Source organism: Ruegeria sp. HKCCD7559, from assembly GCF_013110575.1.
Lineage (GTDB): Bacteria > Pseudomonadota > Alphaproteobacteria > Rhodobacterales > Rhodobacteraceae > Ruegeria.
Genome location: NZ_WVQU01000006.1, coordinates 24,870 through 40,321 on the forward strand (window position 1 = coordinate 24,870; position 15,452 = coordinate 40,321).

Sequence of the window (15,452 nt, forward strand, 5' to 3'; positions counted from 1 at the left end):
TTTGCCGACCCTAGGACGGTTCTTGCCGCAAGACATGCAAAAAAAACTGTGGCAAAGCGGTTGAATATTCTGTGCAAGTCGCGCGGGTGCCAGTCCAAAGCTTGTCACGACAGATATTGCCCATCGCCAGGCCCGGGAGCCCGTGCCTGCGGCGGCGGATGGCATATCTTCTTGATTTCCGAACCGTCTGTGGCTGGTCGGCTACTCGGGCAAGTACTTTTCCGACCAGCTTTCGGCGGCAGATCCAGCAGAGATCATCGCGTCGATATCCTCATCTGCATAACCGACGTTTCGCAGAATGCTGCGTGTATCCGCGCCGTATTTCGGCATCGGTCCGGGAATGACGATTCGGGCGCGTTCGGGTCGCACGGCATTTGGGGCAACCAGATCGCACCACCGGCCCATGGGATGCATGTCATGCCGAATGACGTTGAACGTTCCCCGCGTCAGGTCGATATTCCCGGCGCTTTCCGGCTGCAGCACGGCGTCGCGCGTGTCATGCAACGATCCAAGAGGCATGACAGTGCTGGCGGAACCGGAAAACGCCTTTTGCCAGTATTCAACAGGTTGCCTTGCAAAATGATCCGCAAGCGCATCCGGCAATTCCTTTTCCGGCATATCGGCCACGCTGGCGAGGTCCGAGACACGGCGCAGGGCTTTGCGTTGTTCGGTGGGTGCAGCAAAGAACATCCACCCGTCCGCCGCGCGGTAACAATGGTAGAATGGTCCCCAGCCCATAGCTGCGCTCCCGGCCGGTTCGTCAAAGGGCGCGCGGCCTTCGAAATCATACATCAATTGCGCCTGAATGAGGTTGCCGGCCGCCGCCAACGCAGCCCGCGCAATCCCGCCTTTGCCGGTTTTCTGCAATCTCAGCAGGGCCGCACCAAGCGCAACACATGCGCAATAGCCGGTCAGAACGTCAATGGTACCGAAATGCGCATGCTCTTCGGGCGTGGCCATGCCACCGCCAAAACGCACCATGACCCCTGTCGCCGCCTGCGCCAGGTCGTCATACCCCAGATGGTCCGATTTGGGTCCGCGCGCAGGACCGCCAAAGGCATCGAGTTGCACCAGTATGAGACGGGGGTTGATCGCCGCCAGCTCTTCCGCGCTCAACCCCAGGGCATCGCGCTGCTCATCCGTGCCGTTTATGGTGATGACATCCGAGGAGTCGATGAGCCGCCGTAACGCCCGCTTCCCGTCATCCGAGCTCAGGTTCAGCAAAACGCTTTGTTTTCCACGATGTGCGTGCAGGCCGAAAACCACGGTGTTCCACGGATCAACTGATGGCTCTGCCGGCTGAACGGAAGTCACCTGAGCGCCAAATCGTGCCAGCGTGGACCCGACCGTCGGACCGGCGATCACGTTGGTCAGGTCCAGCACCTTCAACCCCTCCAGCCAGCCCTGACCGCTTGCGGCTGGTGGTCCGCTGCGCGGCGGTTCGGCAAGGATCGTTGAAACGGGTGCGTCATCGGAATCGGGGCCCGGTTTTTTGACCAGCGCAGCGCCATCATCCGCAAGCCACGCAACATTTCCCATCTGCTGCATCTTCCCATGACGCGGGTCCTCTACCTCCAACACCAGGCCCGAGGCCAAAGCGTGCGGATCGGCCAGCCATTCCTTGCTGAACCGTTGCGCCGTTCCGGGCGCCTTGGCAGACCCGAAAAGGGCTTCCCACTCATGAGAGGGCCTTGTCAGAAAGGCCTTTTTCATTGCGTCGGATACACGCGCGCGATCCCTTGCTCCGACAGGGTAGTTGCGCAGCGACCATTCATCCGGCCAGTCTGCGGTATCGAGATAGGCGTCGAAGTCCGGCAATTGATCGGCAAGGTGTTTGAGGCCAAGCGTCTCCAACACCCGCCGGGGATGTGTTTTCACACTGCCCGCCACCACATAGAACCCACGCCCGTCGGAGCAGGTATAAGTTCGATAGAAAGGGTCCAGGAACTCTTCCAGTTCCGCAAAGCTCAGATCCATTGGCAAGCCTTCGGCTGCGCGCCTGTCAAGTTCCACTTCGCGAGGGGACTTGTAACGTTCGGGATAGTCTTCAATCTGCTCACAGTTATACACCAACCCTTCCAGCAAGGCCGAAGCCAGAGGCACCTCGATGTGGTCGCCTCCGTTCCGGTCACGTGCAGCCAAGGCGAACTGCACGGCCATCGCGCCGAACGAAGCGCCATAGGCGGATGCCAGCGTCAAAGGTGAAAAGGATGGGTTGATGCCCATCAGGCGCCGGTTCAGCCCCATATCCGTGAATTGCCCAGTGCGGGCCGCGATCACGGCTTCCCACGCCGGAAGATCGGCCAGCGCGGGATCGGTTGAGGCAAACCCCGGCAATGACAATGACACGATGCGCGGATTTATTTCGCGCAGAGCTTTCGGACCCAGGCCCAGCCTCTCCATCACGCCGGGCCGGAAGTTCTCGATCACCACGTCAGCCCGCGCCACAAGTTCGCGCGCGACCTGCAAACCCCCTTCGGATTTGAGGTCGATCGTCACGGCGATTTTGCCACGTGACAGCATGTCTGTGGCCGGTTCTTTCAATCGCGGGCCACAGGGCGGGTCGATGCGGATCACCTCTGCCCCCAAATCAGCAAGCATCATGCCAACCAGTGGACCAGCCAGGTATTGGCCAAAATCGAGGACACGAATATGATCGAGTGGCCTTGCAGTCATTCGTTGTGACCCTCCCAGGGTGTTTGGTGAGTTTGTTGCGAATCGGCGTGCAGGCAAGAGGTCACAACGCCCTTCTCGGAACAGGCTGAGTTTTCGGGCTTGGGACATAACGCGATCAATGCAACACCTGCCCTTGTTCAACACGCGACAAGGCGGCCACGGCCGAGCTTCACAGCCTTCTCCGGCGACCGCTGGGCGTACCATGCAGCCGAGCAATGCCAAGAAGTTGTTCGATTTGACCAAACCATGTCGCAAACGAGAAACACCGCTCAAAAATCCGCGTGTGACGCGAACTTGGAAGCGCTTCGAGGCTTGGATGGAAGCGGATCAGTCGGCTTGAAAGATCACCGGACCGTTGCGCCCGGCAGTCAGAAAACAAGTTATTGGAATCGCTCAAGAACGTGACGCTTCCCAAGTGTCAGGCAACACAAGACAAAAGGTCACGGCGCAATCGGGCCAAGGGCCACGTTGGCACGTGGCAGGACCTGTCGCGACACATGGCCGGCAATTGCGCTTCCGATATTTTATCCCTTTTTCCGACAAGATGACAATCTTCTACATCAATTCGTCAAATTGGCACCTATGAATTGTCGTGGCCGCGCGTCACGCTTGGGACAGGATGGGAAACAGCGGAGATCTTTATGTCCTGGAATGTGTGCGTTGTCGGCGCTGGAAAGATCGGGCAGATGATTGCAACCCTGTTGAAAGGGTCGCCGAATTACTCTGTGACGGTCGCTGATCATGATCTGAAAGCGCTTGGTGATATCTCGAAGATGGGCATTGGAACCAGACAGATCGATGCCAATGACGCGGACGGGCTGGCCCGGGAACTGACCGGTTTCGACGCAGTCATCTCGGCAGCGCCGTTCTTCTTGACCCCTTCCATCGCCACAGCGTCCAAAGCGGCGGGGGCGCATTATTTCGACCTGACCGAAGATGTTGCGGCCACGAATGCGGTACGTGAACTGGCCGGGGACAGCGCAACTGCGTTTATGCCGCAATGCGGTCTGGCGCCAGGTTTTGTCGGCATCGCCGGAGCTTCGCTGGCGGCGGAGTTTGACCAGATTGACAGCCTGCACATGCGGGTGGGGGCATTGCCGCTTTATCCGACGAATGCGCTGAAATACAACCTGACCTGGTCCACCGACGGGTTGATCAACGAATATTGCAACCCATGCGATGCCATCGTGAACGGCAAGCTGGTCAAGACCGCGCCGTTGGAGAACTACGAGATTCTGGGCCATGACGGCGTGGAATACGAATGCTTCAATACCTCGGGCGGTCTGGGCACGTTGCCGGAAACGCTGGAAGGCAAGGCGCGGGATGTGTCCTATCGCTCGATCCGCTATCCGGGTCATTGCGATATCCTGAAGCTGCTTTTGAACGATCTGGGACTGGAACGCCGCCGCGACCTGCTGAAAGAGATATTCGAGGCCGCCCTGCCCCGCACCGATCAGGACGTGGTGCTGGTATATTGCACCGCAAAAGGCGTCATTGATGGCGTGCTGCGCGAAAAGTCCCTGATCAACAAATCCTTTGCCCGCACCATCAATGGACAGGTCTGGAGCGCTATTCAGGTCACGACCGCCGCAGGCGTGCTGGGGGTGGTCGATCTGATGCGGATCGGAGCTCTGCCCTCGAAAGGCTTTGTCCGGCAGGAACAGGTCAAGCTGGACGATTTCCTCAACACTGAATTTGGCCAGCTGTATCGCGCTGGCGACGTCACCGAACAGAATAAGGCGGCCTGAGATATGAAAGACATCGTAATGACAGCCCAAACCACGCTTGCAAACCTGGATCTGACCGAGGCCCAACTAAAAGGCGGCACGCTCAGGGTCACGTCGCCGATTGACGGAAGCCTGCTGGCCGAAGTGCACGAGACGCCGATCTCGGACATGGACGCCATCTTTTCCCGAGCCAAGGCTGCGTTCAGGGAATGGCGCGTTGTCCCCGCCCCGCGCCGGGGTGAACTGATCCGCCTGTTGGGTGAAGAGCTGCGCGCAGCCAAGGACGACCTGGGTGCTCTGGTCAGTTGGGAAGCGGGCAAGATCACCTCGGAAGGTCTGGGCGAAGTGCAGGAGATGATCGACATCTGTGACTTTGCCGTCGGCCTGTCGCGTCAGCTTTATGGCCTGACCATCGCGTCCGAACGTCCCGGCCACCGGATGATGGAAACCTGGCATCCTGCTGGCCCGGTTGGTGTGATTTCCGCGTTCAATTTCCCGGTTGCGGTTTGGTCGTGGAATGCTGCTCTGGCCATCGTATGCGGTGATCCGGTGATCTGGAAACCGTCCGAAAAAACCCCGCTGACGGCGCTGGCCTGTCAAAAGATTTTTGAACGCGCCCTGGCCCGATTTGGCGATGCGCCGGACGGTCTTCTGCAAACGCTTATCGGTGGCGCCGATCAGGGAAAAACACTGGTGGCCAGTGAAGATGTTCCGGTGATCTCGGCCACGGGATCGACCCGCATGGGCCGCACTGTCGCCCCCATCGTCGCACAGCGCTTTGGCAAGTGCATTCTGGAACTAGGTGGCAACAACGCAATGATCATCGGCCCTTCGGCTGATTTGGAGATGGCCGTGCGCGCGATTGTCTTTTCGGCAGTTGGTACCGCCGGTCAACGCTGCACCACGTTGCGTCGCCTGATCGTGCACAACTCGATCCGCGAAGAACTGGTGAGCCGTCTGAAAAAAGCCTATTCGGGTCTGCCCATCGGCAATCCACTGACAGACGGCACGTTGGTTGGGCCGCTTGTGGACGAAGCCGCGGGCGCGGCGATGACCGCCGCTTTGAAAGCGGCCGAAGCGGAAGGCGGTTCGGTGTTCGGCGGCAACCGCGTTACCGAAGGTGTTCCGGCAGGTGTATACATGGAACCTGCGATCGTCGAAATGCCGGGTCAGACCGCGACCGTGAAAACCGAAACCTTTGCGCCGATCCTCTACGTCATGGGCTATGACGATTTCGACGACGCGGTAGAGCTTCAGAATGACGTACCACAAGGCCTTTCATCCTGCGTGTTTACCCTGAACATGCGCGAGGCCGAGCAGTTTCTGTCTGCGGCCGGATCCGATTGCGGAATTGCCAACGTCAATATCGGGCCCTCAGGGGCAGAGATCGGTGGCGCCTTTGGCGGAGAGAAGGAAACCGGCGGCGGGCGCGAAAGCGGCTCGGACGCGTGGAAAGCCTATATGCGCCGTCAGACCAACACCGTGAATTACTCGGCCGAACTTCCACTGGCCCAGGGCGTCAAATTCGACATCTGAGTATCGCTGGATAGTCGTCGGGCAAAAACTTGAAAGGCCAGCAAAAAACACCACCCGGGACGCCCAGTCCCGGGTACTTTGTTCTGCATGTTGAGGCGGTCTTTTGGCCAAGGGTTCCGATGCCGGCGCGACGACGGCCATTCCGGTGCTGATGGATTGTCTTGTGTTTCGGCAAGAGGCCTTCCGAGGCTTTGCGGCATCCTCGATACAACTGCCACGAACGGCCGTCGGCCTGATTATTGCCGGTTATCCCGTTGCGCCATTTACTCGCCCAACAGCTGCGACAGTTTTTCCGCCCCCCGGCGCAAGGTGTCGAGAAATGACTTCAGACTGCCGACATCATGCCGTTGCGTCGGGGCATGAACTGAAAGCGTGGCAACCAGCCTGCCCTGCGCGTCCTGCACCGGCACGGCGATCGCCACCATGCCCGCCATGAATTCTTCGTCGTCGGTGGAAAATCCCCGCTCGGCCGTGATCTTGATTTCACTCAGCAGGGCCTTCGGCTCTGTCAATGAACGGGCAGTCTGCTCTTTTAGCTTTCCGGCTGACAGAAACCCGTTCAGAGTTTTGGGGCGCAAGGTGGAAAGGTACATCTTGCCACTGGCCGTGCAGTGGAACGGCACCTGGGTTCCGATCGGCAATTGAATTCGCAACGGCCATTTGGTTTCTACCCGGTCAAGATAGATCATGCCTTCGCGATCCGGGATGGCCAGATTGCATGTTTCGCCCACTTCGTCGGCCACGCCGCGCAGGATGGCGAGACGCGCGGTCCGCAGATGCTCGGCGGACATGGTATTCACGGACAACAGCCGCAGTCTTCTGCCCGGACCATAGGACCGTCCGTCAAGATCGCGTTGCAGGAACCCTTCTGCCTCTGCCGTTTGCAGCAAACGATGGATTGTGGGTTTGGCCAATCCCAATGCATCGATCAGATCCGAAGGTTTGACCGCAACGCCGCGCCGTGCCACCTCTTCAAGGATCAGCAACAGGCGCAGGTTGGTGGGAATCTGAGTTTCTCTGTCTTTAGTATCAGTCTCGGCCATCCTTCAACATTCTAGTTATTTGGCAGAAGGATCAAGGCCAGTTCGGGCACCAGCGACACCAATATCCAGACCGATAGCAGGGCCACCAAATAAGGCACCGTATAGCGCAGCAACCGGAAGTACGGCACGCCCGTCACGCCTGAAGCGACATACAGGTTAAGCCCGTATGGTGGTGTGATAAACCCGATGGATGCACCGACCAGGAAGATGACTGAGAAATGAATTGGATCAATTCCAACCGAGGCTGCGATTGGCGCAAGGATCGGGGCCAGGATGATGGTGACCGGAAGGCTTTCCAGCACCATGCCTGAAAAGAAGACGATCACCATCGATGTAAACAGAACCGCATGGTACCCCCCCATGGAGGTCACGAAGTTTCCGATTGTTTCCTGTGCGCCAAGTAGGGACAGGATCTGCTGCATCACAACCGAAATTGCGATCAACGGGGCCAGGATACCCGTAATCTGGGCAGACCTGATAACGATTGAGGGGATCTCTGGGATCGTGAACCCCTCGACCACGAACATTTCAGCGAAGCTCTTTTCGGTTGGCGGTATATCGTTCCGGGCCCCCATGATGCGGTTGATCGGGTAGCTGACCAGCCCCGCAATGACACAAAAGCCCACGGTCACGCCAGCGGCCTCTGTCGGAGAGAACTTGCCGGTATATATGCCCCAAAGCACAAGCCCGATGGCGAAAAAGCCGAGCCAGGCCCCGAAGGCGGTTTTCAGCACCCGGTTCAATTGCAGTGGGATCAGATAGCCCCACCCGTTCATGCGGCAGATGATCCAGCACGCCAGCTGCATCCCGATGACCATCAGCGCACCGGGCAGAATACCGGCCACGAACAATTCGGAAATCGGCAGGTTCATCAGAAAGCCATAGACGATGAAGATGATCGAAGGGGGGATGATGATACCGACAGTACCGCCCGCAGCAGCGGTCGCGGCGCTGAACCGTTCGTCATAGCCGCCCTTTACCATCTCGGGGTGCAGCATCGACCCGATGGTCGCCGTCGTGGCCGAGTTCGACCCCGAAATCGCCGCAAACAGCCCGCAGGCCCCCAGCGACGCCATTGCAAGTCCGCCGCGTATCCAGCCTAGGCAGGCATAGGCAAAATCACTGAGCCGTCGCGCGATGCCGGATTTGTTGATCAGGTCGCCGGTCAGGATGAACAACGGCATCGCCAACAGGGCGAAGCCCTTGTTGAAGACGTTCAGAAGTTCGGCCCCCATATTGTCCAGCGTCAGACCAAGAACAAAGGAACATCCAATGACCCAGTAACCGATGACCAGCAGCACCGGCACGCCCAGCATGAACAGAAAGGTGACCCCCAGCGAGATCAGTGTAACAAGTGTTCCGTCTGTCATCAGTCTGCCCCGATCACGGCCTGCTTGATCAGCGGCTCGCCTGTTTTCCAGTTGTGCAAATCATCGGCGAGGTTCTGAAACACGCGACCGACCATCAAGAAGAATGACAATGGTGCAGCCAGCAGGAACCACCACTGCATGATATTGTCCGTGCCCAGTACGATCTGAAAGTTCGAGGCCGAAAGCGCCACCAGTCGCGAGGTGGTCACGATGACGATCACCGCGAAGATGAACCACAGCACCGCGTCAAGAAACAGGCAGGCCAATTGCCCGCCGCGGGGCATGGCGGTGCGGAATTCACTGAAACTCAGATGCGTGCGCAAGCGTACGTTGTAGGACGCACCAAACCAGGCCATCACCATGAAAAGAAGCGGAGGAATGGTTGTGGACCAGGGTTCCTGATCATTGAAGACAAACCGGTCGATCACGCCCCAGAAGATGATCAGTGCGATGGCAAGATAAGAATACACCATGACCGACCGTTCCAGATGACGTTCGATCAACGGCACCATGCGATAGATCAGCATGACCAGCAAACCCCCGATCGCGGCAACGATCGCACCAACGATCCAAGCCGCGTCGGATTCCAGAGCAAGTTGAATCTCGAAAGAATCCTGGCTGAGAAAAGCGCTGAATATTGCGCCAATGTCTGCCCAAAGTGACATGAAGCCCGTCCTCCCAGTGGGTATTGATTGAACCGGCCCGTTCGGGCCGGTTCTGGCAGTCTAATCAGGCCTCGCCCTTCCACCAGCGGCGCGGCTCGACATTTTCCGGCAGCGTGTCCGCTGGGATCTCGCGCGCGATGTCGTAGATCTCCTGGTAAGTATCGATGCCACCGGCCCATTTGTTCAGCCGCTCGCGCCACTGCGCCCACGGCTCGGGGTTGTAGTTCGGAGCACACATTTCTTCGGCCAGCTTGATCTGGTCCTCCGGCAGGAAGGCCGGGCGCACGCCGTTTTCCGCAAAAATGGTTTGCGGCAATTGCGGATCCGAGAATCCGACCGTGTTCAGCAGTGCCGCCTCATTCGCGCCTTGGATCAGGGCCTGGGTGAAATAGGACGATTCCATCACGGCATCCTGCAATTCACCGCCCAGGCCATCGAATACTTTGGCAGACATCGAAGTGTGTTCGGTACCGCAGAAGAACTTCAGGTTCACCGATTGCGAAACCACAGGCGCCATGTTCGCATATGCCACCGCCGAGGCCCAGGTTTCCGCACCATCGATCAGACCGGTCTTGAGCGCATCCAGCGTTTCTTCCCATGCCACCGGAACAGGGTTCAGGTTCAGCAGTTGCATCGCGATCCGACCCAGCTGCGTACCGGTCACGCGGTTCTTGGTGCCGAACAGCTCTTCCAGCTTGGTGACGGTCGGCTTGTCGGCAAAGGTCGAGCCCATTTGCAGACCGCGCAGTTCACAATGGGTGAACAGGAATTTCAGCCCGTGACGCTTTTCAAGCGGGTCGCGCAAGATGCGCTGGCTGGCGGGGCTGTAGAAGAAATGATACTGCGCCGCCCGGCTGGGGAACATGTAGGCATAGTCCAGGACGTTCAGATAAGGCGCACCGCCGGCCGAATTCTGGGTCGAAGCTGCGTAGATATCGACGATTCCCTGCTGGGTTTTTTCAACACAGCTGAGTTGTCCGCAGATCTGGTTGTCGCCGATGAACTCGATCCGAATCTCGCCATCGGTGCGTTCTTCGAGGTCGCGTGCAAATTCGATGGCGCCGGCGCGCTCGATCAGCAAGTTGCGGGTGTTGAAGCCCGACGCACCAAATTTCAACGTGTACTTCGGTTCTTTCGAAAAGCGTTTTTCATACGTGGATTCCGCCGCCTGCGCCAGATTGGCCAGGCTCATCGCACCGCCAAACCCTCCTGCTGCAAGCAGCGTCGAGCTCATGCCATAGCGCCCCGCTACCCGGAAGAAATCCCGCCGCGAAATACCACTCAGTTTCCGACCAATCTCCATTGCTTACCTCCCTGTTCGCAATTATTGAGACGTTTTGTATCAAAAAAGGCTAGTATATTTCTAGCATCTTGCATAGAGTTTTTTTCAACGACGTTGGAAGGAGGCGGTCATGGAAGTGGATTATGCGGTAGTTGGCGCGGGGTCTTCGGGCTGTGTCATCGCCAATCGGCTCAGCGCCGATCCCAACACTACCGTCGCGCTGTTAGAGGCCGGCGGCCGCGACACCAACCCCTGGATCCACATCCCGGTTGGCTATTTCAAAACCATGCACAACCCTTCGGTGGACTGGTGTTACAGGACCGAGCCCGATCCGGGCCTGAACGGGCGCTCGATCGACTGGCCACGCGGCAAGGTGCTGGGCGGCTCATCCTCTCTGAACGGTCTGCTCTATGTGCGCGGCCAAAAGGAAGATTATGACCGCTGGCGCCAGATGGGGAATGTCGGCTGGGGCTGGGACGACGTGCTGCCGCTGTTCATACGCAGCGAAGATCAAGAACGCGGCGAAGACCCGTATCACGGTGTCGGTGGGCCGCTGTCGGTGTCGAACATGCGCATTCAGCGACCGATCTGCGACGCTTGGGTCGCGGCAGCGCAAGCCGCCGGATACCCGTTCAATCCGGATTACAACGGCGCAGATCAGGAAGGCGTAGGGTATTTTCAGCTGACCACCCGCAATGGGCGCAGGTGCAGCTCGGCTGTGGCGTATCTGAAACCCATTCGAAACCGACAAAACCTGAACATCATCACCAACGCATTGGTGACACGCATAACGCTGGATGGAAAACAGGCGACCGGACTTGTCTATCGGGATCGCGCAGGCAATGAGAAAACCTTGAACGTTCGGCGCGAAATCATCCTGTCCGGCGGTGCAATCAACTCTCCTCAAATTCTGATGCTGTCGGGTATCGGCGACCCGGACCACCTGAAGAAAAACGGCATCGATCCGGTCCATGCCTTGCCCAATGTCGGCAAAAGACTTCAGGATCACTTGCAGGCCCGTCTCGTTTTCAAATGCAATGAGCCCACATTGAATGACGAGGTGCGCAGCCTGATCAATCAGGCCCGTATCGCGCTCAAATACGCTTTGTTCCGCGCCGGTCCGATGACCATGGCGGCCAGCCTTGCGACCGGATTCATGAAAACGCGCCCGGACGTAGAAACACCCGACATTCAATTCCATGTACAGCCGTGGTCCGCCGACAGCCCCGGCGAAGGCGTACACCCGTTTTCCGCCTTTACCATGTCCGTGTGCCAGCTGCGGCCGGAAAGCAGGGGTGAACTGCATCTGAACGGCCCGGATCCATCACAGCATGTAAAGATCATTCCGAACTATCTGTCGACGGAAACGGATTGCCGAACCATCGTTGACGGCGTGAACATCGCCCGCAGAATCGCACAGCACAATCCGCTGGCATCGAAGATTTCCGAAGAGTTCCGCCCGACATCCCAACTCTCGAACGACGATTACGAGGGCACGCTGGACTGGGTCAGATCGAATTCCGTGTCGATCTATCACCCAACGGGGACCTGCGCGATGGGTACGAATGAAACCGCAGTCGTAGACCCCGCGCTAAAGGTGCGCGGCATCGGAAACCTGCGGGTCGCGGATTGTTCGATCATGCCGGAAATCGTCAGCGGCAACACAAACGCCCCCGCGATCATGATCGGAGAAAAGGCGAGCGATTTGCTTGCCGCCGGAACATAGCGCGGCAGGCCGCGTATCCGAATGCCAGGAAAACTGGGCAACTCGGCTTGCGTATCTTAGGGATATTCCGGTGATGCCATCCCTTCCCAGACCTAGCGCAGAGGCGGTGTCAGCCACTGCGCCGACATCCCATAGTTGGAATTCTTCAACTCCTGTTTGGCAATGGCCTGAAGATGGACCTCATCCGGTCCATCCGCATAGCGCAACGCCCTGGCCCAAGTGTAACTGTCGGCCAATGGCGTGTCGGGTGTCATGCCCATTGCGCCAAAGACCTGCATTGCACGATCCGTAACCTTTGCATGTACCTGGGGCGCCACGACCTTGATCAGGGATATTTCGCGGAAGGCCTTTTTCGCCCCCACCTGATCTATTTTCCAGGCCGCCTTCAGGGTCAACAGCCGCGCCTGTTCAATCTCCAACCGGGATTTGGCGATCCATTCACGGATCACGCCTTGTTCCGAGAGTTGCTTGCCAAAGGTCTTCCGTTCCTGAGCACGTTCCACCATCAGGTTCAGTGCCATTTCCGCCGCCCCGATCGAGCGCATGCAATGATGAATTCGCCCGGGCCCAAGCCGCGCCTGAGCCAGTGCAAAACCGCTGCCATCTTCGCCCAGCAGATTGCCGACCGGGACGCGCACGTCCTTGAACACCAGTTCAGCATGGCCTTCGGGATCGTGCATGTTCAGGATCGTCGGATTGCGCACGATCTCCAAACCGGGCGTATTCTTTGGAACGATGATCATGCTTTGCTGTTTATGGCGATCGGCGTTCGGGTCGGTTTTGCCCATGACGATGAAAAGTCTGGTGTTGGGGTGGCACGCATTGGTGATGAACCACTTGCGGCCATTGATGACGTATTTATCACCCTCGCGCCGGATGGATGTTGTTATGTTGGTCGCGTCCGAACTGGCCACGTCGGGTTCGGTCATGGCAAAGGCCGAACGGATCTTGCCGTTCAACAGCGGCACCAACCAGTCTTCGCGCTGCTCGGGTGTGGCGAACATGTGCAGCAATTCCATGTTCCCGGTATCCGGCGCGTTGCAGTTGAAGACTTCCGAAGACCAGCTCACCTGGCCCATCAGCTCGGCCAGGGGCGCGTAATCAAGATTGCTGAGCCGCGTTCCGGGCTCATCATCCCGCAAGGAGGGCAGGAACATGTTCCAAAGCCCTTCGGCGCGGGCCAGCGACTTGAGGTCTTCCATGAACGAAACGGGGAAATTGCCGGCTTCTATTTCCTCTTTGTGGTCGCGAATGCGCGGATAGATATGCGCCTGCATGAAGGCTTTCAGCCGGTCATGCATTTCCGTGGCGCGTGGCGATGGAGCAAAATCCATTGTGATCCTCTTCAGTGCGTTGCAGCAGCGATTTCGTCGAGCGCCATTTGCGCCAGAGGGGCCACCAGCCCCTTGAACGCCATTGCGTTCTCGTTCGATGCGTTTCCCGCCAGCGCACGGCTGTAAACACCCTGTGCAATCGCAGCCATCCGGAAAAAGGAAAACGCCAGATAGAAGGTCCAGTTTTCAATCTCTGGCAGGTCACGCAGCGAACAATACCGCTCGATCATCTCAGCTTCGGAAGGGATGTTCAAAGCAGCGCGATCCAGCCCTTGCAGCCCCCGGATCAGACCGGTGGGCGGCAATCTGAGACACACACAGAAATAGCCCAGATCAGCCATCGGGTGGCCCAGCGTCGACAGTTCCCAATCCAGAACCGCGGTGATCTGCGGGGCATCCGAAGCGAAGATAAAATTGTCTATGCGAAAGTCACCGTGGATCAGACTGACCGAACCGTCACCATCGGGCAGGTTGCGGGACAGCCAGCCCATAAGCTGTTCCATCTCGGGAAGATTACTTGTTTCTGCGGCCCGATACTGTTTGGTCCAGCGGCTGTACTGGCGTTGGAAATAGTTTCCCGGCTTGCCGAAGTCCGACAGGCCGACGGCGCCTGTGTCAACCGAATGCAGCGCGGCCAGAACCCGGATCATTTCATCGAACACCTGATGATGGTCGGCCACCTCCAACTCGGGCAGCGCCGGGTTCCAGAAAATCCGGCCCTCCTGGAAGCTCATGACATAGAACATGGAACCGATGACATCCGTGTCCTCACACAGCACGTAAGGTTTGGCGACCGGAACCGCAGTGCCATGAAGTGCCCTGAGAACACGATATTCCCGATCCACGGCATGGGCCGAAGGCAGCAGGTCACCTGGCGGTTTGCGGCGCAGCACGTATTTCGAACCACCGGCCTTCAGCAGATAGGTTGGGTTCGACTGCCCGCCCGAAAACTTCCGATAGGACAATGGGCCGGCGAAACCTTGGATATGGCGCCCCAAATATGTCGAAAGCCGCTCGGTATCGAGTTCGAGGCCGGATGAGGTCATGCATGAAACTCCGTATTCCGCCGGGATACCATTCAGCTTACCGCCCTCAATGACATTTGTGAAATTTACTTGCATGATCATCAGCATAATTCTGGTGAATGACATGACGACCAAGCTCAACAAGATCGACCTGAACCTTTTTGTTATTTTTGACGCCATCTATACCGAACGAAATCTGACCCGCGTTGCCGAACGCCTGTCGATCACGCAACCGGCCGTCAGCAACGCCCTGACCCGGTTGCGCAAGACACTGAACGACCCGCTTTTCGTGAAGACCGGCACGGGGATGCAGCCCACGGCGCTGGCAGAGAGCATTTCGGACAGGGTCTCAGCCGCTCTTCACCAGTTGCAAGCCGCATCGGCGCAGGGTGAACGGTTTGACCCGTTTACCAGCAAACGGCTGTTCCGGGTCAGTTTGGTCGACCTTCACAGCCTCATCATCCTGCCCGGGCTTTTGTCCGGGTTTCAATGCACGGCACCCCAGGTCGAACTCAGCCTCGTGCGCATTCCCCGTCGGGATACGCGCAAGGCGTTACAGCAGGGCACGATCGACATCACGTCGGACATTCCGATGCCGGACAGTTCGGATCTGATCAGCCGGACCATCATGAAAGACCGCTATGTCTGTGCCATGCGGCCCGGCCACCCGCTGGGTTCGGGCCCATTGACGCTGGAGCGTTATCTTCAGCTGACACATCTGCATGTTTCCTCACGGCCTCAGGGGGCGAGCCCGGTCGACATCGTCCTGCGCAAACTAAGCGCACGACGCAAACTCGGGATTCAGATGCAAAGCTATCTGAACATCCGGGATATTCTGCACAAGACAGATATGGTTGCCACGCTGACCGAATGCAGCGCGCGTGAAATGGGGCTGCGCATGTTGAGGCTGCCGGTTGATGTGCCTCCGATCGAACTTCGCCTTTATCGGCATATCCGGTCCGACGGCGACGAAGCCGTACAATGGATGTTCGACCAAATTGCAGGTCGCACCGTCAGAGCGAACGATACGGAACAGCATCATAGGGTCGATCAGAATTGATACGCAAC

Annotated in this window: 11 protein-coding genes; 4 read left to right on the plus strand and 7 right to left on the minus strand. The window is 58.1% G+C overall.

All coding sequences use genetic code 11. From position 1 onward, the window contains the following. Positions 1 to 201: 201 nt before the first annotated feature. The gene (locus GS605_RS15415; protein WP_171724536.1) at positions 202 to 2,676 is read right to left on the minus strand and encodes a CoA transferase; all 2,475 of its coding nucleotides are present in this window, start codon (positions 2,674 to 2,676) and stop codon (positions 202 to 204) included. A gap of 641 nt (positions 2,677 to 3,317) precedes the next feature. Here GS605_RS15415 and GS605_RS15420 point away from each other — a divergent pair. Then, positions 3,318 to 4,424, plus strand: coding sequence for a saccharopine dehydrogenase family protein (locus GS605_RS15420; RefSeq protein ID WP_171724537.1), 1,107 nt, complete (start codon positions 3,318 to 3,320; stop codon positions 4,422 to 4,424). 18 nt (positions 4,425 to 4,442) lie between these two features. Further along, on the plus strand, positions 4,443 to 5,939 hold the full coding sequence (locus GS605_RS15425) for an aldehyde dehydrogenase family protein (RefSeq protein WP_171724538.1): 1,497 nt from the start codon (positions 4,443 to 4,445) through the stop codon (positions 5,937 to 5,939). A 263-nt stretch (positions 5,940 to 6,202) separates the two neighbouring features. Here the strand turns inward: GS605_RS15425 and GS605_RS15430 are convergent, their stop codons facing one another. The 4 genes from GS605_RS15430 to GS605_RS15445 all read right to left on the minus strand — a co-directional run bounded on the left by GS605_RS15430 (position 6,203) and on the right by GS605_RS15445 (position 10,320). Further along, positions 6,203 to 6,982 (minus strand): IclR family transcriptional regulator, encoded by a 780-nt coding sequence (locus GS605_RS15430; protein ID WP_171636323.1) that lies wholly within the window; start codon positions 6,980 to 6,982, stop codon positions 6,203 to 6,205. An 11-nt stretch (positions 6,983 to 6,993) separates the two neighbouring features. Further along, a complete protein-coding gene (locus GS605_RS15435) occupies positions 6,994 to 8,352 on the minus strand; it encodes a TRAP transporter large permease (RefSeq protein ID WP_171636325.1) in 1,359 nt (452 codons plus the stop codon). After that, positions 8,352 to 9,017: a TRAP transporter small permease gene (locus tag GS605_RS15440; protein ID WP_171636326.1), complete on the minus strand. Its 666-nt coding sequence runs from the start codon at positions 9,015 to 9,017 to the stop codon at positions 8,352 to 8,354. The genes GS605_RS15435 and GS605_RS15440 overlap by 1 nt, the downstream gene beginning before the upstream one ends. Positions 9,018 to 9,081: 64 nt before the next feature. Beyond that, positions 9,082 to 10,320: a TRAP transporter substrate-binding protein gene (locus GS605_RS15445; RefSeq protein WP_171636329.1), complete on the minus strand. Its 1,239-nt coding sequence runs from the start codon at positions 10,318 to 10,320 to the stop codon at positions 9,082 to 9,084. 109 nt (positions 10,321 to 10,429) lie between these two features. Here GS605_RS15445 and GS605_RS15450 point away from each other — a divergent pair, with 109 nt between their 5' ends. Next, complete coding sequence (locus GS605_RS15450; protein ID WP_171724540.1) at positions 10,430 to 12,025, plus strand: GMC family oxidoreductase; 1,596 nt, start codon at positions 10,430 to 10,432, stop codon at positions 12,023 to 12,025. A gap of 92 nt (positions 12,026 to 12,117) precedes the next feature. On the opposite strand, the gene GS605_RS15455 is transcribed toward GS605_RS15450, so the two are convergent. Continuing rightward, on the minus strand, positions 12,118 to 13,359 hold the full coding sequence (locus GS605_RS15455; protein ID WP_171724541.1) for an acyl-CoA dehydrogenase family protein: 1,242 nt from the start codon (positions 13,357 to 13,359) through the stop codon (positions 12,118 to 12,120). Between the two features lie 11 nt (positions 13,360 to 13,370). Further along, positions 13,371 to 14,486 (minus strand): phosphotransferase family protein, encoded by a 1,116-nt coding sequence (locus GS605_RS15460; RefSeq protein WP_253283320.1) that lies wholly within the window; start codon positions 14,484 to 14,486, stop codon positions 13,371 to 13,373. Between GS605_RS15460 and GS605_RS15465 the strand changes: the two genes are divergently transcribed. Beyond that, the gene (locus GS605_RS15465) at positions 14,479 to 15,444 is read left to right on the plus strand and encodes a LysR family transcriptional regulator (protein ID WP_171724542.1); all 966 of its coding nucleotides are present in this window, start codon (positions 14,479 to 14,481) and stop codon (positions 15,442 to 15,444) included. The two genes, GS605_RS15460 and GS605_RS15465, sit on opposite strands and share 8 nt — an antisense overlap. Positions 15,445 to 15,452 lie beyond the last annotated feature (8 nt).